Annotated in this window: 15 protein-coding genes, 1 tRNA gene and 1 pseudogene; 9 read left to right on the top strand and 8 right to left on the bottom strand. The window is 63.2% G+C overall.

Annotation, left to right across the window (positions count from 1 at the left end; translation table 11 throughout):
- Positions 1-239 precede the first annotated feature (239 nt).
- The 3 genes from A9X04_RS09635 to A9X04_RS09625 form a co-directional block, all read right to left on the bottom strand.
- Positions 240-1,067: an oxaloacetate decarboxylase gene (locus A9X04_RS09635; RefSeq protein WP_067919737.1), complete on the bottom strand. Its 828-nt coding sequence runs from the start codon at positions 1,065-1,067 to the stop codon at positions 240-242.
- Positions 1,068-1,208: 141 nt separating this feature from the next.
- Positions 1,209-1,973: a cutinase family protein gene (locus A9X04_RS09630; protein ID WP_067919734.1), complete on the bottom strand. Its 765-nt coding sequence runs from the start codon at positions 1,971-1,973 to the stop codon at positions 1,209-1,211.
- An 83-nt stretch (positions 1,974-2,056) separates the two neighbouring features.
- Positions 2,057-2,356, bottom strand: coding sequence for a hypothetical protein (locus A9X04_RS09625; protein WP_067919731.1), 300 nt, complete (start codon positions 2,354-2,356; stop codon positions 2,057-2,059).
- Between the two features lie 197 nt (positions 2,357-2,553).
- Between A9X04_RS09625 and A9X04_RS09620 the strand changes: the two genes are divergently transcribed.
- Positions 2,554-3,228, top strand: coding sequence for a DUF2510 domain-containing protein (locus A9X04_RS09620; RefSeq protein WP_067919729.1), 675 nt, complete (start codon positions 2,554-2,556; stop codon positions 3,226-3,228).
- 14 nt (positions 3,229-3,242) lie between these two features.
- Positions 3,243-3,398, top strand: coding sequence for a hypothetical protein (locus A9X04_RS30880; RefSeq protein ID WP_197509110.1), 156 nt, complete (start codon positions 3,243-3,245; stop codon positions 3,396-3,398).
- Between the two features lie 27 nt (positions 3,399-3,425).
- On the opposite strand, the gene A9X04_RS09615 is transcribed toward A9X04_RS30880, so the two are convergent.
- Complete coding sequence (locus A9X04_RS09615) at positions 3,426-4,328, bottom strand: alpha/beta fold hydrolase (RefSeq protein ID WP_067919739.1); 903 nt, start codon at positions 4,326-4,328, stop codon at positions 3,426-3,428.
- A 257-nt stretch (positions 4,329-4,585) separates the two neighbouring features.
- Here A9X04_RS09615 and A9X04_RS09610 point away from each other — a divergent pair, with 257 nt between their 5' ends.
- Complete coding sequence (locus tag A9X04_RS09610; protein ID WP_067919727.1) at positions 4,586-5,011, top strand: DUF4189 domain-containing protein; 426 nt, start codon at positions 4,586-4,588, stop codon at positions 5,009-5,011.
- Between the two features lie 211 nt (positions 5,012-5,222).
- On the opposite strand, the gene A9X04_RS09605 is transcribed toward A9X04_RS09610, so the two are convergent.
- Positions 5,223-5,453, bottom strand: a complete 231-nt coding sequence (locus tag A9X04_RS09605; protein WP_067919722.1) for a DUF6400 family protein — start codon at positions 5,451-5,453, stop codon at positions 5,223-5,225.
- A gap of 324 nt (positions 5,454-5,777) precedes the next feature.
- Between A9X04_RS09605 and A9X04_RS31905 the strand changes: the two genes are divergently transcribed.
- Together A9X04_RS31905 and A9X04_RS09600 are read left to right on the top strand one after the other, a co-directional pair.
- Entirely contained in the window at positions 5,778-5,903 is a 126-nt protein-coding gene (locus A9X04_RS31905; RefSeq protein ID WP_255396482.1) for a hypothetical protein, read from the top strand.
- A gap of 146 nt (positions 5,904-6,049) precedes the next feature.
- On the top strand, positions 6,050-6,397 hold the full coding sequence (locus A9X04_RS09600) for a thioesterase family protein (RefSeq protein WP_067919721.1): 348 nt from the start codon (positions 6,050-6,052) through the stop codon (positions 6,395-6,397).
- Positions 6,398-6,451: 54 nt separating this feature from the next.
- On the opposite strand, the gene A9X04_RS09595 is transcribed toward A9X04_RS09600, so the two are convergent.
- Positions 6,452-7,858 carry a NarK/NasA family nitrate transporter gene (locus tag A9X04_RS09595; protein ID WP_067919719.1) on the bottom strand — a complete coding sequence of 469 codons (1,407 nt, stop codon included), beginning with the start codon at positions 7,856-7,858 and terminating at the stop codon, positions 6,452-6,454.
- 922 nt (positions 7,859-8,780) lie between these two features.
- A complete protein-coding gene (locus A9X04_RS09590) occupies positions 8,781-11,615 on the bottom strand; it encodes a hypothetical protein (RefSeq protein ID WP_067919718.1) in 2,835 nt (944 codons plus the stop codon).
- Positions 11,616-12,398: 783 nt separating this feature from the next.
- Here A9X04_RS09590 and A9X04_RS09585 point away from each other — a divergent pair.
- Both A9X04_RS09585 and A9X04_RS09580 read left to right on the top strand, forming a co-directional pair.
- Entirely contained in the window at positions 12,399-14,279 is a 1,881-nt protein-coding gene (locus A9X04_RS09585; protein ID WP_067919717.1) for a CHAT domain-containing protein, read from the top strand.
- A gap of 240 nt (positions 14,280-14,519) precedes the next feature.
- Positions 14,520-15,689 (top strand): site-specific integrase, encoded by a 1,170-nt coding sequence (locus tag A9X04_RS09580; RefSeq protein WP_067919715.1) that lies wholly within the window; start codon positions 14,520-14,522, stop codon positions 15,687-15,689.
- A 963-nt stretch (positions 15,690-16,652) separates the two neighbouring features.
- Here A9X04_RS09580 and A9X04_RS09575 read toward each other — a convergent pair.
- Positions 16,653-16,726 (bottom strand) — tRNA-Pro (locus A9X04_RS09575).
- A 423-nt stretch (positions 16,727-17,149) separates the two neighbouring features.
- Between A9X04_RS09575 and A9X04_RS09570 the strand changes: the two genes are divergently transcribed.
- Both A9X04_RS09570 and A9X04_RS31385 read left to right on the top strand, forming a co-directional pair.
- Complete coding sequence (locus A9X04_RS09570; RefSeq protein ID WP_067919713.1) at positions 17,150-17,854, top strand: sensor domain-containing protein; 705 nt, start codon at positions 17,150-17,152, stop codon at positions 17,852-17,854.
- Positions 17,855-17,873: 19 nt separating this feature from the next.
- A pseudogene (locus A9X04_RS31385) lies at positions 17,874-18,096 on the top strand (hypothetical protein); the annotation flags it as partial.

Below are 18,096 nucleotides of genomic sequence, written 5' to 3'. Positions count from 1 at the left end.
GCCCCGAGCGCCGAAACAATGAAACGAATCCTCATTTCGTCTCCTTGCCAAACGGACGAAATCCGCATCTGTTGGTCGAAGAATAGGAGCAGTGCGAGAAACGCGGATCGATTTCCCCAACTTGCTTGCTGCTTAGCGTCGGTCTCAAGTCGTTGATCGTGCGTCTCGGATCCGCATAGGGCACCGGATGAGCCGTCCGCCGTCCAGCAGCCGGGCACGAATTAACGAATCGAACCGCACTACTCGGTGAACAACCCATTCAGCTCGTCGAAGCCGGCGGCCCCCGCCAGTCCCTCGAATGACCCGTCGTCCTTCAATTTCCGCGCGGCACCTAAGAAAGCACCCCACGCGACCCGGCTGAAGGCCGAGCCGACGCTGATTCGCCGCACCCCCAGCTGTGCGAGGTCGGCCACCGTAAGCCCAGTGTTCGCCGACATCAGTACGTTGACCGGATACGGCCGTACGGCGTCGACGAGAGTGGCGATGTCCGCTTCGGTACGGACCCCCGGAGCGAACAGCACCTCGGCTCCCGCCTCGGCGTAAGCCTGTAGCCGCGTGATGGCCTCGGCGAGCGGCTCGGGGTGGCCGTAAAGGAAGCATTCGGCGCGGCCGGTCAACACGACGTCGGTCCCCGAGCCGTCGATTGCCGAACGTGCGGCGCGGACGCGATCGGTGGCCTCGGCCAGCTCGAAGAGCGGCGCTTCGGCGATCCCCGTGCCGTCTTCGATGGAGAGCCCGGCCACGCCGGTGTCCACGCAGCGCGCCACATTCCGCGCGAGGTCGTCGGCGCCGCCGGCATAGCCGGCCTGGAAGTCCGCGTTGACGGGCACGCTGACCGCGGCGACTATTTCGGCGATGTTCTGCAGCGCCGCGTCGACGGAGAGCGCGGTCACCGTGTCCGGCAGACCGCGCGCGAAGCACAGCCCGGCGCTCGTGGTGGCCAGCGCCGGGAAGCCGAGATTTGCGAGAGCGATCGCGGAGCCCGCGTCCCACGGGTTCGGGATGAGAAAGCACCCCTCTTGATGTAGCCGGCGAAACTGTGCTCCGATACCGCCGTCTGAGTCCACGACCCGATTATGCTCGCGCCGCCCACCAGCTCGCCATGTCGCCGTCGGATCGATCCGCGATGCGAAATGCCTTGCGCTACTACGCTTTCGAACGACACGTGGTCGTGAGACACTGCCAAGCTCCGATTAACGGGCAGAGCCTCAGTTTGGAGACGGGAACCCGACGGTCGTCGTCGGCTCTCCCGGACCGGCACCCGCCGGCCCGCCGGAATCTCCACCAAGACGACTGGTCGCGAACGCCGCGCCCTGATCGATCGCTGCCGTGTTGCTCGAGTACGTGTCATGGGCGGCGAAATTCATCCCGTCGGAGCAGATCGGGTCCCCGGAGGCGCATACCTGAAGGGTCTTCGGCTGATAGAGCGGACCGATGACGACCGGCGGCTCGCCAAAGAAGTTCATCGCCTTGTCACTCGGCAATGCGAAGAGCACGACAGACGAGACGTGGTTGGCCACCTCAGGGTCCATCGGTTTGGGCACGCTCGCCGGATCGATCCCGGCCGGTACGGCAGCTGAGGTGACGAAGCCCATCACGGCCGCACCCTGGGAATAGCCGGCGAGCACCATCTTGGTATTGGGGCAGTCGTGCGCCATTGAAACGACATGAGCGCCCGCGTCCCTGACGCCCGCCTCGCCCGCGTTCGTCCAGTCGTGGGTGGCGGGGTAGTCGACCGGATATACGTCGAGCGATTTTGCGCCGACGCGAGGCCGCAGGGAATCGATGAACGCCTGTCCGGTCGGACCAAGGCCCGGCGGGTCATCGGTGCCGCGGGCGAACACCACCTGGACGTCCGGACACGGAGCGGCAGAGGCAAACGGGATCGTGGAAGTGAAGACCGAGGCGCTGACGCCCGACACCCCGACGACCGCGGGAGCAAGGAAAAGGAGGACATGACGATGCGCGGTCATGGCGCTGTGTGCCCAACACATGCCATTACTAAACCACGAATTTTCGTGATTTTACGACGGCATCGACCGTCGCTCCGTGTTTGCTACTGATCGCCGCCGATGGCGCCGAGGCGCTCGCCCACCCGAGCCAGTGCCTCGTCGAAGATTTCCACCTTTTCGCCACGCTTTTCGCTGGCCGGCTGGGCGGAGCCGCGGGCGCCTTCGGCCTCCACCCGAGCCGCGCCCTGACGCCGCAACAGGCTGAAGTTCTTCTCGCGTGCTTGCCTGAGCCGGCTCTGCAATTGCTTCAGCGACTGCTCGTCCATGCGAGCGAGCGCCTCGGGATGACTCTCGCCGATCAACGAACTTTCCTGCTGGGTCAGGTTCACGTGGTGGTTGCTCACCGTAATTTCATAGCGGTTACCGGACGCCCCGGCGCGTCGAATGCCCGGCGTCACGCCCAACCGTCACGCCAAAGCCACCTCACGTTCATCGCGAGCACTGAAGGGGTGAGGGCATGACGGCGCACCGGACGGGATCCGTTTCGAGCGGTCAGCACTGCGGGTAGCCGGGATGTCTGGTTCGCGACGAAAATGGGTTGATGCCACCTGAACAGGCGCCGCCGCCGCCTAAATCGGCGCCGGGCTGGTACCCCGACCCGTCCGGGGTCGGCCACGGGCTGCAACGGTACTTCGATGGTCTCAACTGGACCAGCGAGTATGCCTTCTCCACCGAACCGCCGAAGAAGGGCCCGCAAGGAAAGGCGGCCCTGGCCCTGGCGGCGCTGAGCGCGATGGTTCTGCTCGCCATTGTTGGCAAGACCTGGGCTTTCGACCACACGAAAGAGGCCACGTCGAACAATTCGGTCACGGCGGAATCGTCGGCACCGACCGAGGCGCCACCCTCGACACCGCCCGCCCCCAAGAAGCCGGACGGAGTCACCTTCACCACTGCCCCGGGACCGAACGGCGACGTGGTCGACGCTCGATTCGCCATTCGCGACAACTACACCGAGCAGATGATCAGAGACGGCGCCCGGATGGACACCATCGACATCCTCAGGTACGCGAGAGCGACCTATCCTGACGCGTCCGCAGTGAACGTGCAGGGCACATTCCCGATGACCGACCCGTACGGCAACACCGCGACTCATGTCGCCATCGACCTCACGTATTCGCGAGCAACGTTGAACAAGATCAACTTCGATGGCATCACCAAAGCCAGCATCTGGGAGATTCGCGACTCCGGCACCGTCCTACCGGCTTTTCAGCAGTAGGTCATAATCGCGTCGTGCCCACCGAACCGCAGCACCCACCGGCCGCGCCGAAGCCGTCGCGGGTACGCATCACGCCTGAGGACGTGGAGCGGTTCGGTGATGAGGAGCAGATGCGCTCGGCGTCGGACGAGGGTCGGCTGCGCGAGGAGCGACCGCCGCATCACGGCTAGCCCGCCACCGGCCGGACGACCGGTCGGTCAGCTGGTGCCGATGCGGTCTATGTGGTTGAGGAAGTGGGTCAACACCGCGTCGGGCGCCTCAATTTGTGGCCAGTGCCCGATGTCGTCGCTGAGCATGACGACATCCGGCTCGGGGATCACCTCCGCATAGCGGCGCGCCATGTGGGCACCGGAGTTGGGGTCGACCGGCCCGTCGATCAACCGCATGGGAACCGCGGTCTGTCGCATGGCTCGCACCCACCGGTTTCGGTGTGTATAGCGATCGTTGATGAACCGGCCGACCTTGTGCAGCACCCGGCGGCCGTCGTTGTAGTCCAAGATCTGATTGAAGACCTCCATCATGTGCCGGGTCGGCTTGGTGTTCGGGCCGAACATCTCGCGCAGTGTCGGCTCGAGCAGCCGACGGGACACCGGGCTGTTCTGTACATGGCTGAAGACGTCGCCCAACGGGGTGCCGGACATCAGCTTCTGCGCCGTCCTGGGTTTGTAGGCCTCGACGAACATTCCGCCGTTGAGCCAGGTGATCGAATCGATGCGCAGCGCGTCATAGCTTTGCTGACCGAACTCATGACGAGCCAACAATTCCTGAGCGACGGAATCACCGATGTCGTGAGCCAGGATGTGCGCGTTGCGGATGTTCAGGTGCGCGAGCAAAGCTTCGTGCATGTCGGCGTGGTCTCCCACCGAGTACTGGTAGGCCACCGGTTTTTCGGAGAATCCCATGCCGATCATGTCCGGTGCAATGACGGTGAACCGTTGCGACAGCGTGGGCCAGATCCGCGCCCAGTCAAACGAACTGAAGGGATACCCGTGGATCAGCAACAGCGGAGGGCCGCTGCCCTCCACGCGGTAGAAGATGTCGAAGCCTAGGTAGTCGAAGTGCTCGCCGGAGTCCAGCCAGCGTTTCAGTTCAGCGTCCATGACGCTCATCATCCTTCGCGATGCGGGCGTTCGCCCGACGGTGCCTCGTTTACGGCCGGGAACGCACCAGAGCAAAGCATCGGCGGAACCCATTGGTGAGTGGCGCCGCATCACGCCCCATAGGCCGCGGGCCACAAAGGTGAAGATTTGCTACACACGTGTCAAGGCTTTGTTAAGCGGTGAGCCGATCTCCGGGGGAGCGAGCACCGTAGGAGTACCGCGCCACTTCTGCCCGAGCGCGCTGTGAAAGGAAGTATGTGTTCAAGCCTCTCGCGTCCGCAGTGATCCTTGCCGCCTGTGCTGTCGGACTGGCCGCACCGGCACAAGCCCAGGGCGGCTACATCGTGATCGCGGGTTCAGATTCCACCCATGCCGTCGAAGTGACGGTCGGCGGCGGCGCCGCCAGTCTGAGTGACGTCGAGACGTACGCGGTCAGTCATTGCGCCGAGAGGCACGGCGCAAGCGACTGCCGCGTTCTCGCCGAGGGTCGGGGTGGCTGTGTCGCCCTGTCGGATAACGGTCAGGGCTTGGTCGGCGGCTGGGGTCCCACCCGCAATGCCGCCGGTGCCGCGGCGGCGGCCAAGGTGGTGTCAGGGCAGGCAAATGTCGATGGCACTCGCTGCGTCGTTGACCCGGAGCTCGTCGCGACTGCTCGCAACTTCTCGTTCGTGGCCACGCAATAGCGACGCCGCTCAGGCGGTGCGGCGATGGGTATCTGTCGACCAGAGATGGCCGCAATCGGAGCACTGCAGGTGCACCAGCGTCCCCTTGTTGCTGAGCAGGTATTGCCAGTGCGTGTCGCAGTTTCGCGTGCTTCGGCAATCGCCACATTCCGCGCGGTGGTCGCAGCGCGGGCAGGGCAGCCATGCGCGGCGGCTGCGGTCGGCGGTCGGATCAATCGGTAACACGATCCACCGTCCGTGGGGGGAGGACGCCAGCGCGGACCAGCTGGTCGTAGATCCGCTGCTGCTCGGCGTCCAGGTCGGAGTACAGCATGTCGTAGGCCTTCTGTTCCTCGGCGAGCACGGCGACGGGGTCCCAGTCGTCACCTATCGCGTCGAGCACTGCGCTGCGTCGACGCGCCTCGTCGAGGGTCAGGTCATGAGCAAACTCAAGGTCGGCCATCACGCTCTCCCAGCCGTTAGATAAACAAACGATTGGTTAGGATGACCTCATTTACGCTGATCAAGCTATGACGGGCATCACTATGGCCCGTTGATGTTCGTCACAGTCGGCCCAATGCCGGCTCACCCGTTGCGGCGCCGCGTTCCCGACATACGCGCTTCGCGTTGCCCCGCAACCGATTCCAGATCGCAACGAGCCGATGCGCTGCCGACCGCAGGCCATCGAGCCGTCGAAGTCAACAGAGTTCCCCGAAGCCTCGCTGCCGCTGGGTTTTCCTGCGGACACCGCCGCGAAAGATCCTCGCCGGGCGTACCCTTTTCAGTCATGACGAGGGGGAAGAAGGTCCTGTTTGCGGCGCTGCTCGCGTTCGCCGTCTCGACGACGTCGGCGAGCTGCATACCTATCGACATCCCCAGCTGCCCAGCGGGCGGCGGCCCGGTCGGCTGCTGATTACAGAGCTCAAAGGTGCGGTTCTTCTTCGAGTGTTCCGTTCTCGCACCGATGTTTACGCGCTTCGCCCCGACAATCGTCGAGATGGCCACCCGGGTTGGATGCCGGGGATTAAGGGATATTCCCGGGCGCGTTAGCGTGTAGTGATGCGCTACCAAGTGACCGACGCCGACACCGCCGAGCAGGTCGGCAGCGGCGATGTGCCAGTGCTCGCGACACCACGGCTGATTGCATGGCTGGAAGCGGCCACAGTGCAAGCCGCTGCGCCCTTCACCGGTCCCGGCCAGACCACCGTTGGCACCGCGGTGCGCATCGAGCACCGGCGCGCGACCCACGTGGGCGGCACGGTAGAGGTCACCGCCGAGCCGGTATCGCCGGTCGACGGGCGACGTCTGACGTTCGAAGTGCAGGCGATCGACGATTCAGGACAGGTTGTCGCTCGCGGTGAAATCGATCGCGTACTAGTTGATCGGCAAAAGTTTCTCGGCCGGTGACCGAGATGCCGCGCACCATCGCGACGCGTCAGTGACCGTGACCGCGCGCCGCAGTTAAGAACCACCGGTTTCGGCAAGCGACAATTCGCGCAATTCCGGTTTCGCCTCGGCAGACGGGCGCCGCACGTAGACCCACCACGTCAGCACTGACCCAACGAGATAGCACAACAAGAAAAAGCAGAACGCCGTCGTTTCTGAACCGGTAGTCAGATAGGACTGTCGGAGCGCCAGATTGATCAATACACCGCCGAGCGTGCCGACCGCGGAGACGATTCCGATCGCGGCGCCGGACATCGCACGGGCCCAGTGGCGGCGTTCGGCCTCGACGGCATACATGGATTGGCTGCGTGACTCGAAGACCGCCGGGATCATCTTGTACACGGCTCCGTTGCCGATCCCGCACAAAACGAAAAGTGCCATAAATCCGACGATGTAACCGGTCATGGCGGTGACGCTCAAGGGCCCGGAGCGACTGTCGGCATGCGCGCTCACCTCGATCAGCGCGCCGACGGCAGCGATCATGGCAAACAGAGCTCCCAGGGTGACGGCGCCTCCGCCGAGGCGGTCGGAGAGCCTGCCGCCGTACATTCGGGCCAGCGACGCGAGGAGCGGTCCGAGAAAGGCGACGCGGGCGGCATGCAAGGACGCCTGCAGCGCACCTTGCCCGGTGGCCATGTAGTTCATTTGCAGCACCTGGCCGAAGGCGAACGAAAATCCGATGAATGAGCCGTAGGTCGCGACGTAGAGCATCGCCAGGATCCAGGTGTCACGCTGCACCAGGGCCGCTCGCATGGGTTTGCGCTCACCGGGGGGCAGCTCCACGTTGTCCAGGAACAGTGCCGACCCGAGGGCGGCCAATGACAACAGCACCAAATAGATCGCGCATACCCAATAGGGCTGCCGGTTGCCGGCGGTCGCGAGCACTACCAGACCTAAGACCTGGATCATCGGCACTCCGATGTTTCCCCCGCCACCGGCAATGCCCAGCGCCGCACCTTTCAGTCGCTGAGGGTAGAAGACGTTGACGTTGGCGATCGCCGCGGAGAAATTGCCGCCGCCCATGCCGGTTAGCGCCGCACACACCAGATACATCCATAGCGGCCGACCGGGGTTGGCCAGCAACAGAATCGTGCCAACCGTCGGGATTAACAGCACCAGCGAAGAGCACACCATCCAGTTGCGTCCGCCGAACTTGGCCACCCCCGCCGCGTACGGGATGCGCAGACAACCACCGACGAGCGTTGCGGTGGCACCCAGCAGAAGCTTGTCGGCCGGCGAAAGCCCGTACACAGAGCTGGGCATGAACAACACCATCACCGACCAGATCGACCAGACCGAGTAGCCGACGTGCATCGCGAACACAGACCAGATCAGGTTCCGCCGAGCCACCTTCTTGTTGCCGGCCTCCCAAGCCGCGAGGTCCTCGGGATCCCAATTCGAAATGTGTTGCGCGCGGCTCATCGACAACCCCCCAAGAACTCCGTGATCAAAAGCGGCCCACGACGACGCTAAGCACGAAAGCTCTGAGATGACGCACGAGTAGCTGTGAGTTGGCAACCAATTCAGCCCATCAGGCGCAACAACTCACGTGAAATCACCATTGATACAAGACAATTGTTTTTCCATAAGCGAAACTTGTTAATCACCAACGCCTTAGAGCCGCGTCGAAGCCCGGGCGCCGGCGTAAGGGCTTTGATCCTCAAGCGGCGCTCGCCGACGCCGGCACCCAGCTGTGTGGTGACGGCGGGGCGCAGCGTTGGCCGCGACGACGGTCATCGCGTGAGGAAAACCCACCCCAGCCAGCCCGCACCCTGGTATGCCCAAGCATCCCGCCTTGCCAGTTCAGAGCTGGATTCGGGATTTGGACACATCTGCGGCCAGCATGCCGCGTTGCGGGCTCCCGCGCCGCGGACCTACCCCGAATGCCAGAGCAGCTGCGGGCACCCAGCGACGCGGTCCCGACATAGCAGGCGTCCTAGAGGGCAACGCTGTCGCGAAGGAAGCCGCTGTGCGCGACGGATTGGCGTGCGCGCCTTCCATTCTGGCCGGCGACTACCTGTTCGGCGTGCCAGGTCCTGGAGCCGGGACAACCACGAACGGAGTTTCCGACGGCTGAACCCTTGACCGATGTCGTCGGCGTATTGCCGGGAGTCACGGGCAGTGTGTTGAGCGATCGCGACGGCTCGGCGATCTGGAAATGCGATATCGCAACCTTGGCGCGTGGGATCTTCACCGAATGAAGAATGGTTTCTTGTGATAGTCGGCTGAGATAATTGTGGAAAGCCGACAGGCCGTTACCACCTAAGAATTCCTCGGGCCAAATGCTATGCGCCGGAGTGAATTCCTTCTCACGTGCTCAAACCCGGCCCCGCAGCCGGTCACATCAGACCGGATCAGCGGGCTCTTCCTCGGATTCCTCGCCGAGTGCCTTCAAACGTTTCATCAAGTCGGTCCGAGGCTGTCTCCACATGGCGCCTCCGCCGGCCGTCGCCCACGCCGGTTCTGTTTTGTGGTCGTAATGGTCGGGATCCTCACCGATCGCCATCAGGGCATTGCGCACGTGTTGATAGTTGACGGGGATGAATTTGACTGGGCACTGCGTAAACAGGTTGTTTTTGTTATCGTCCTGCTTTTCCCATCCAGGCCCCTGCTCGGGCCCCCAGAAAAACGTCGCGTCTTGCGCGGCGAAATACGCGCCAACCACACCGGCCGGCTGTTGCAACTTCCAGACAACCTTCTGGCCGTCCTGTGCACCTTTCTGCTGGTCTTTCTCCGGCGGTACCAGCGGGAGCACAGTGGCGTATGCGGTGGCGTCGTGGGCAAGCTTCCCCGCTATCTCCAGCAGTCGTTCCGTCGAACGCTCGCGGTTGTCTACGTGGTCAGGGACAACCCACGGGGGAAGGCCGGGGATGAAATCGTATTGATGGCCGAAGCAATCGTCATCACCGACGCCGGAGTAAAGATGCATCCCGAACACCCGTTTGCGATTAGTCCATCGCTCCGTCAAACCAGGCCATGGCGACGCCTCGGCCCCGGCAATTTCTTCGGCAGCGTCTTTACTCTGATGAACCAGCATGGGTACAGCCATCTCATTGAATAGGACCTCATTGCCATCGTCGCTTGCGCGGTTCTCGCCGTCGGCCCAATGCCACCGCTTGCTCCTGAACGCAGGGGTGCGCGTGGGATCTTGGGTGAATGTCAACAGTCCGCTGTACCTAAGGCTCGCGTCACTATTGTCGCCCTGGAGTAGGCAGGGCCCTCCGACCCAGGCGAAGTGCGGTTCGCCCTTGGCGGAGGTCGAGATGATCGGGTACAGCCGATAGGCGTTGGCAGTGATCAAATCCGCCGCCTCGAGGCTTGTCGCCGGGGCGCACCCGTTTGGCTGGGTGCTGCGGTGCATCGGATTGCCGGGGTAGGGATTCGTCTGAAAGTAGCGTTGCCCGTCGCGCTCGATGACGGCCACCACGCCGAAGGGAGCTTCCTTGAGCCATCTGTAATTGTGGATCCAGAACTCGTAGTGCTGGTACCAGTCCATATCAAACCCGGCCTCGACCAGCTGAGTCTTGAGCTCTCTCTCCAAATCGGGGACGAAACTGGTGTTGTGCTTGAATTTCTTTTCCGTCAGCTTGTCGGTGAGAGTTTCACTCACTGCATCTAGCGCCGCCCGGAATGCGACGGTCCTGTTCTTGATGTAGACGACATTTCCCTGTTGATCGCGGACCACGCCCTGGAAGTTGGCGCAGAACTCGAGGTACTGCGCGAAGAGGTCGCGGATTGAGTACCACACCAGGGCCTTGCCGAACGCGACTTGGGCGGGTGTGCACTCCAAACCGATTCCGAGATCGGGAAATATCTTTTCCCACGGCAAGTAGGAATACCCGCTTGGCGTGTAACCACCGAGGTCCAGATCACCAGTTGCTTTCCCGCCGCTAGCCTCATTCCCGCCGCTCGGGTGCTCGCCGCCGTCGTTGCCTTGGTTCTCCACGGCACCTGCCAGGGAGCCGCGCCGGTGGTGGGGGGCGGTGGATGTATCGACCTCGACCGACAAGAGCGACTCAGCAGCCCGCGCCGTCTCGGAGTCAGGCAACGCCGCGTTATTGATATCGTCCTCGGTGCACAGCGCCATTTTCTTCAGCTCGGCCACTTTGGACCTGACTTCCGTCGCGACGTCGGCGGCGTCATTCTTATCCTTGGGATTCGCCTTGCCCTCGGATCGAACCACCGTCATATGCTGGAGTGCTTTGATCGCCGTGCTCAGGATGTCCGAGGAGCCGGAAAGCTGCGGCGCTGCCAACGGCGTAATGTCGATAGGACCATAATCGAGTTCTGGATCCTTTGGATCAGGCACAGTCGCGGGTGGGGGTTGCGACCACACATCGCTGCTGACTAATTCTTCAAGTGTCTTCCCGTCGAGAGCTATCGCCTTGTCTTCCGCCCACTTCAGCTGAGCGGATTGCGCGGGCCGCCCGAATGCGTGCGCCTTGAACGTCGTCGTCGCGTCTTCGCCGGTGTGTGTTTTGACGTACTGACCCCCAGCCTCGGCGCCCACAAAGGGAAGAGACGCCGCGACTCCCCAACCGCTGGTGAAAACATCCTCAATGCGGATGGTGCGCCTCCTGTAATACCCTTCGACCACCCCGTAGGCCACCAGGTCGAGCTTGCACACGAAGCCCGTGCCATACCACTTGTAGAACTTCGCAAGAGCATCCAGCAACGTCGAGTAGTCGTCGTCGGTCTGTGACTTGTCGGCCTTGCACGCGGCGTCGATCACGGCGTCGTACAGATTCTGGAAGCCCTCCGTCATACAGGAGTAATACTGATTCCAGTCGGGGGTCATCTCCAATGTGACGGACTGCGTCGCTTTGCTCATCCCGACGATCGAAGCCACCGACGACCGCTTGCACGTGTCGTTTGTCTGTTTAACGTAAAACTTCGCCGCGAAATCAGCGATCCCGGCGTTCAATTCCATCGACGCAGAGGTATTCCACCCCCACGTGTCTTGTGACTTGCTGTCAGTACCTCCGGCCAGAAACACAAAGTCATGGGAGGGCGAACCTAGAGACAACAGACCGCGTTCAGCCAGCTTTCTCTCATAAAACGCAGGCTGCGTATCCACCATTACTTCGTTCGTGTCGGCATTGATGGGCGTCCCGATGTGAAGGGAACCGAATTGTTCGGGATACGTGTCCTTCAAGCCTTCGTAGTCACCGTCAGACATTGAATAACCCCCGTTCACTCGCTGGCCACACGTAGAGGCAAGCTAACGAGCGTGACGCTACGCCGCCCGGAAAAAGACACAAGGGTAAAAAGTCCCGATCTGAAATCGACACAGTACCCATCTAATCCGACGGTCAGGATCACCTCTCGGTAGCGGGCTCTCCGTCGACGACCCGGATGCCGAATAGTTGATTGCCGGTGGAGAACCCGCGCGCGGGAGCCATCGGTGGCGAGGGTGCGGGGATGCCTCCGCCATTGACACACCGACGATCTTGTCGATAGTCAGGATCACCTCGCCGCCGCGGTACTCCGGGTTGGTGATCCCCGTTAGCCGTTACCCCGTGCCTTCGGCGCTCATCTCCCGCCGACCACCGCCGCAAGCGCCGGACAACGCCAAATCCTCATTCGACTTGACATGAATACTGTTGCAGTACAACGCACTTACATCCATCCTCAACGGTGGCACTGCCCGCTTGGTCGGGCCTGTACTCAGCCGATCGAGAGTCAGACACTGCGGAATGGGGTTGGCCTGACCCCGGTTGCTTAGTCCAGACCAGTTCGCGGGCTCCTGTCAGGGTGGCTGAGAATCTTCGAAGTGCCCGGCCCAGATCGCGAATGCAGCTATCGGAAGCTCTACCCTTCAGGAAGGAAATGGCAGCCTTTTCGTAGGGCCCGGGTCGGGGGCCTCGCCACCCGACGGTTTAAGGCAAAGCCACCCGCGGAACATCGTTGCCAACCTGGACGCTCGCCGGAGACGTGTGAGAGGAAAGCGTGAGGGGAAAGTATGTCCTGCGAAATCGAGCTGGAGATCGGTCCCGGCGCCAAGGGTGGCGAATTCACCACCCGCGTAGTGAGAGCTGCTTCGGGCGGGGAACCCGCCGCAACGGCACGTCTCGACGTTGACGGGCTACTGCGAAACCGCGACGCGTTGGAGGCCATGGTGGTGGCCTCGGGAGTTACCGGGCGTGGTCTTGCCCCGGCCGAGCAGGAGCTGCAACGTGTCGGCGCAGAGCTGTTCGACGCGCTGTTCAGCGGAGCTGTTCTAGGCACGTATCGCGCCAGCCTCGGGATGGCGCTGCAGCGAGCGGAGCCGCTGCGAGTCGTATTGCGCCTGACCGCGCCGCAGTTGGCGGCGTTGCCCTGGGAGGCTATGTTCGATCTCGAAACGTCAACCTACATCTGCCGCAAAGAACCTCTGGTCCGCCACGTCGCGGCGCCCTACACCCCTGAGCCGCTGGAAGTAGTGCCTCCATTGCGGGTGCTGGGCCTCATCGCTTCCCCGCGCGGCATGCCCGTCCTCGACGTTACTGCCGAACAGCAGCATTTATCCGATGCTCTCGCCGGCCCCATCGCCGACGGGTTGATCGAACTGGAATGGCTCACACAAGCTAGCTGGGACGCCGTGCAAGACAGACTGTTGTCTAGCACCTGGCATGTCCTGCACTTCATCGGCCACGGCGACTACGACGTCGGCAACGATCAAGGGCTCATCGCCCTGGTTGGACCTGATAGGAGAGCCAACCTGGTTGAAGCGGCCCGCCTAGCGGATCTCCTCGGTCAAGCGCAGCCAAATCCACGGCTGGTGGTGCTTAACTCCTGTTCCTCCGGCGAGCAAGGCACTCGAGATCTCTTCTCCGGCACCGCCGCAGCGCTGGTCCACAGCGGGATCAGCGCGGTGGCGGCGATGCAATTCACCGTTAGCGACTCAGCTGCAATTGCGTTCTCTCGCGGCTTCTACACCGCGATCGCTCACGGGCACAGCGTTGATAACGCCCTCGGTAGCGGTCGCGTCGCCATCCTTGGCACTCCGCATACCCTCGAATGGGTTACCCCAGTGCTGTATGTCCGCGGTGACACGACGCAGTTGTTCAAGCTGTCGTCGGGCTCACCAAACGCCGTCGGACCGCGGAGGCCGCCTGTAGCGAAACGCAGGCCGGTGATGTCGGCTTGGCGCAACTGGCCACGCTCGGGCAAAGTCCTAAGCGCCGCCGGCGCGGTATTAATCGCCGTAACAGCTGTAGTCGTCTACTTCGTGCTCAGAAACCAGCCCGCGCAGTCATACGTCATTTCGGTACAGGCGGACAGGGATACCTATTCCCAGCCTACCTTTCCCAGCTATTTGTTCCCGGATCGCTCTGTGCCGCCGCCTTCACCCCCGTCCGACACCCAAGACAAAGGACGATTTTGGCAATGGGCCAGAGCAAATGGCGGCATTGACTTGGATGAGACGCTTTTTAGATTCGCTGTGAGCGCGCGGACCGTTCCCATCATTGTGCAAGGGATAAGACCAATCGTGGTTGGCACGCTGCCACCTAAGACGGGCGTCTCGGTGAGACCACCCTTTGGTACTGGTGTAAAGGGCCAGCGCGGGCCGATTGCGCCTGACGAGCTCTCGGTCGACCTCGATAACGAAATCGTCGAGGGTGATCAAGCCTTCGACGTTGAGCCGGGCAAGACGGAACTCTTCGACGTCACCGCCACCGCCAACGACTGCAACTGCGAATGGCGGCTACAGCTGAACCTGCTGGTTGATGGCAAACCCCAAACCCGCGCAGTCGACGACAAAGGGAAGCCGTTCGTCACACTTTCTTCAAAGATTATGACGGCTACCGATTATCGATGGAGCCCTCAAACAGGATGGCAACCGACCGGAAGGCAACGGTAGGAGCGTCGAAGTCCCTTGATATCAGTCGGACGTAGGCAGGATTTCGTTGTATCGCCATGGCTTTCCGAGCAAGGTGACCGGCGAGACCCGTCTCAGACCGTTTTCTCGTCATCCCCATGATTCGCACCTAGTTGTGACAGCTTTGTGACAACGTCGACGCCTCACCTGTAGGCGTGGTTGTGCTCACGATCGCGGGTCATCGCGACGTAAGTTGCGGTGGGGGTGGCAGATTCGCCGAGGATGGCGTCGCAGGCCCGCGACGGCCGGGTAACCGGGTACGCCGCAGCATTCAGTTACACCGACGAGGAAGGGCGCACGCGGCGAATCCGCGTTTGTGGGCCGACGCGTGCCGATGCACGCGAGAAGCTCAAGAAAGCCCGCGACCGAATCGAGAAAGGCGCCCCGGCCCGCGACGCGACGATGCCCGTCGGGGCGTGGCTCGCGCACTGGCGGGCGACCACACTTGCGGCCAGCGACCGCAAACCGGCCACGCGGGCGCTCTACGAGAACCTGTCACGGCTGCACCTTGAACCGGAGCCGTTCGGGGCGATCCGCCTCGACAAGCTCAAACCGTCCGACGTCGAGAAGCTCATTCTTGCTATGCGCGCCAAGACCAAACCCGGGCCCAAGGGTGCTGACGGCGCCGCGCCAGGCCAGCCGGTGCGTGCGCTCAGCGACTCGACAATCCGCTCGACATACACCGTGCTACGCGCCGGGCTCGACGGCGCCGTACGTGATGGCCTCCTCGCCAAGAATCCTGCCGCCGCGGTAAAACGGCCGGGCGTGGAGCGTGTCGTGGCGAAGCATCTCGATCAGGCCGCCGTCGGCCAGGTGCTCGCCGCCGCGAAGGATTCCCGCTATCACCCCGCGCTCGTCCTGATCGCGGCGACAGGGCTGCGGCGTGGCGAGGTGCTGGCATTGGCGTGGGATCGCGTCAACATAGACGCCGGGACGCTCAAGGTCGCCGCGACGATTGGGCGTATCGGCGGCGATCTGGTCATCAGCGCACCAAAGACCGAACGCTCCCGGCGCACGGTCCCGCTCTCTCGCGCGGTCGTTGATCTACTCCGTAAGCACCGTGCGGCTCAGGCCGCCGAGAGGCTGCGCGCGGCCAACCAGTGGCGCGACAGCGGCCTGGTATTCACGACGGAACTTGGTCGGCCAGTCGACCCGCGAAACCTGCTGCGCGTCGTCGAGACGGCCGCTAGGGCGGCAGGCGTCGACACAGACCTGCACACGATCCGGCACAGCGCGGCCGTCGCATGGCTTGAGGCCGGAGTGCACATCAAAGCTGTGGCCGATCTACTCGGGCACTCGTCGGTGGCTATCACGGGCGACATTTACGGACATACCAGCGACGACACCGCGCGGGCAGCAGTGGAGGGACTCTCAGGTGCGCTCGGCCTTTAGGCTGAAATGCGCGGGACATGAGAAACCCCCTCCGGCTTTCGCCTTCGGGGGTTCCATGTAGTTAGCAGGGATCTTGTCCCGCGTCCGTAGGCGAACCATAGCACTAGAATTACACGGATGTCAACGTCGCCCACAACGGTGCTGGGTTGCCTTCACTCTGCCAGACTGGCCCCCTACCAGCAGCGATGCGGAAACACCGATCATGAGTTGCTCGCCCTGTATACCTGGAACAACCACCTCTCCGCAGCGTTTCAGGAGTCGCTTGCCGCAGCCGAGGTCATTCTGCGTTGCGCTCTAGACAAGGCACTCCGGTCGTGGAATGCCGCGCAACCAGCACCCCGAGGAATGTCGACACCGACCCCCGATTGGTTGGAGCATCCGGCACCACCCCTAGCGACGTTGGTCGATAACCGCTATCGCACCGAGCTAATGAACCAAGCGGTGACCGCCCGACGCAAGCGTGCTGCCTCGCATCCGCGGAAGCATGCCCCAATCAATCACGACGATCTGGTAGCCAACACCAACTTTGGGATATGGAAGCGGCTGCTCCCTCACCGACATGGCAATGCGGGGAACGTGGCGGCGACCGGAACCTTATGGACGCAGGCCACTTCGAGCGCCTTTCCAAACCTTCGCCAAGACCCGAACGGATACGCGACTTCCGCCCGTGTGCGCCATCTCCACGCACTACGCAACCGGGTTGCGCATATGGAGAATCTTCTCGATGTCGACATTGAGGCCCGGCACCGGGACATCGTGCAACTTCTGACTGCGATCGACGCGGACTTGTACCAATGGGCACATGCTTCAAGTCGCGTGTTGTCGATAGCCACCCTCAGACCGCACCCTTGATGCGGATTGGCATGTGGGTTGCCATTTGCGTTGCCATCCATACCCCTGACGGGTACCCAAAAGGCGGCTCTCGATTGCTCGAAAACGGCCCTTTAGCTGGACCTTCTCTTGTCGGGCTGACAGGATTTGAACCTGCGACCACTTGACCCCCAGTCAAGTGCGCTACCAAACTGCGCCACAGCCCGGTGCCGCCCGAATCGGCGGCAGCAGGTCGACAGCCTACCGCAGACAGCCCGGAACACAGCGAAGCGGCCTCCGACCAACCCGGCGATACCTGCCGGGCAGGAAACCGCAAACGCCAATCCCCGTCGCCATCTAGAATCCTGCTCACGAACGCAGGCGGGCGGCTGTGCTCGCCACAGACTTTCGGGGGACGACCGCAATGATGGCGAACGGTGCGGCGCGTGGCATGGAGTGAACCGCCGGCGAATCAGGGCAATGCCCCGCTCCCGCCCCCGGGCGGCTACCACGTCGGTCCGCCCGGCGCTCCCTATGCGCCGGGACAGCCGATCGCATGGAGCGGCTTCCAGCCGGGCGCGGCCGGCACACCGCCTCCGTGGCCTCCAAGCCCGCGGCCAGCCCCGCCCCCTGGCGCCAAACGCTGGTTGATGCTCACGACGGTCATTCTCACGGTCACCTCGGCCGTGTTGGGCGTCATCCTCATCAGCCGTGTGATGACCTCGGGTGCATCGGCGGCGGCATCACACCGCGAGCCGCCCGGGCTCTCGGTGCCCACGACGCCGGGGCTGGTCCACCCGGAAGATCTGAAGAACCTTCTGTTGAGTCCCGCCGAGGCCGGCGACATCCTGCACGTGCAGGGAATGACGCTTTACCAGAGCAACAACGGCCTGTTCATGGATACCGCCGACCCGCCCGACTGTGCCGGCATCTGGGCCCCGGGCATGGCTCAGGTCTATCGCGACACCCGCTTCATCGACGCGCAGTCGGCCGAACTTCACGGACCGGGTGACGTGTACGTGAAGTTGACCCTGCAGTCGCTGGTGGCCTTTCCGACCGCGAAAGACGCCGGCGCCGTCTTCGAGGACCTCACGAGGAAGTGGGATCACTGCGCCCGAACCGAGGTTTTGGTGAACCGCCACGAGGGTGGCACCATCGCCGTCGCCGACCCCAGGGTCGTCGACAACACGCTGATGGTGTCCTGGGAGAAGACCGGCGGAACCGGGTGGGGCTGCCAGCGCGCCCTGATGCCGCGCAGCAACGTGGTGATCGACATGAGGGTGTGCGACTACGGCGGCAGCGATCAAGCTCCCGAGCTCGTCAACAAAGTCGCCTCCCGGATCCCCACCTCGTGAACAGCCCAGGAGGTAAGGCATGAGCGTTCCGGGCGACCGGGGCAGCGGCCCCGGAGGCAGGCAAGAAGGCACTTCCGGCGCCCCGGCCTATGCCGGTCCCCCACCGTCGCCACCGGGAAGCCCGGGATATGCGCCACCATTCGGTTACCAGGGCGCGCCCGGACACCTGCCTCCGCCCGGCCCCGGCGCCGTCTGGCCGAACCAGGCGGCGACCCCGCGCCGTTTCGGTGAGCCGGTCGCCC

This window comes from Mycobacterium sp. E3247 (assembly GCF_001667785.1).
GTDB lineage: Bacteria > Actinomycetota > Actinomycetes > Mycobacteriales > Mycobacteriaceae > Mycobacterium.
This window is presented reverse-complemented; position numbering and strand designations above follow the sequence as displayed.

Excerpts from the sequence above, each read along its gene's own strand:
- A9X04_RS09605 (WP_067919722.1), bottom strand. The coding sequence starts at position 5,453 with ATGGCCGACCTTGAGTTTGCTCATGACCTGACCCTCGACGAGGCGCGT.
- A9X04_RS31905 (WP_255396482.1), top strand. The coding sequence starts at position 5,778 with ATGACGAGGGGGAAGAAGGTCCTGTTTGCGGCGCTGCTCGCGTTCGCC.
- A9X04_RS09590 (WP_067919718.1), bottom strand. The coding sequence starts at position 11,615 with ATGTCTGACGGTGACTACGAAGGCTTGAAGGACACGTATCCCGAACAA.
- A9X04_RS09630 (WP_067919734.1), bottom strand. The coding sequence starts at position 1,973 with ATGACCGCGCATCGTCATGTCCTCCTTTTCCTTGCTCCCGCGGTCGTC.
- A9X04_RS09595 (WP_067919719.1), bottom strand. The coding sequence starts at position 7,858 with ATGAGCCGCGCGCAACACATTTCGAATTGGGATCCCGAGGACCTCGCG.
- A9X04_RS09570 (WP_067919713.1), top strand. The coding sequence starts at position 17,150 with ATGCTCACGACGGTCATTCTCACGGTCACCTCGGCCGTGTTGGGCGTC.
- A9X04_RS09615 (WP_067919739.1), bottom strand. The coding sequence starts at position 4,328 with ATGGACGCTGAACTGAAACGCTGGCTGGACTCCGGCGAGCACTTCGAC.
- A9X04_RS09585 (WP_067919717.1), top strand. The coding sequence starts at position 12,399 with ATGTCCTGCGAAATCGAGCTGGAGATCGGTCCCGGCGCCAAGGGTGGC.
- A9X04_RS09620 (WP_067919729.1), top strand. The coding sequence starts at position 2,554 with ATGCCACCTGAACAGGCGCCGCCGCCGCCTAAATCGGCGCCGGGCTGG.
- A9X04_RS09600 (WP_067919721.1), top strand. The coding sequence starts at position 6,050 with ATGCGCTACCAAGTGACCGACGCCGACACCGCCGAGCAGGTCGGCAGC.
- A9X04_RS09580 (WP_067919715.1), top strand. The coding sequence starts at position 14,520 with ATGGCGTCGCAGGCCCGCGACGGCCGGGTAACCGGGTACGCCGCAGCA.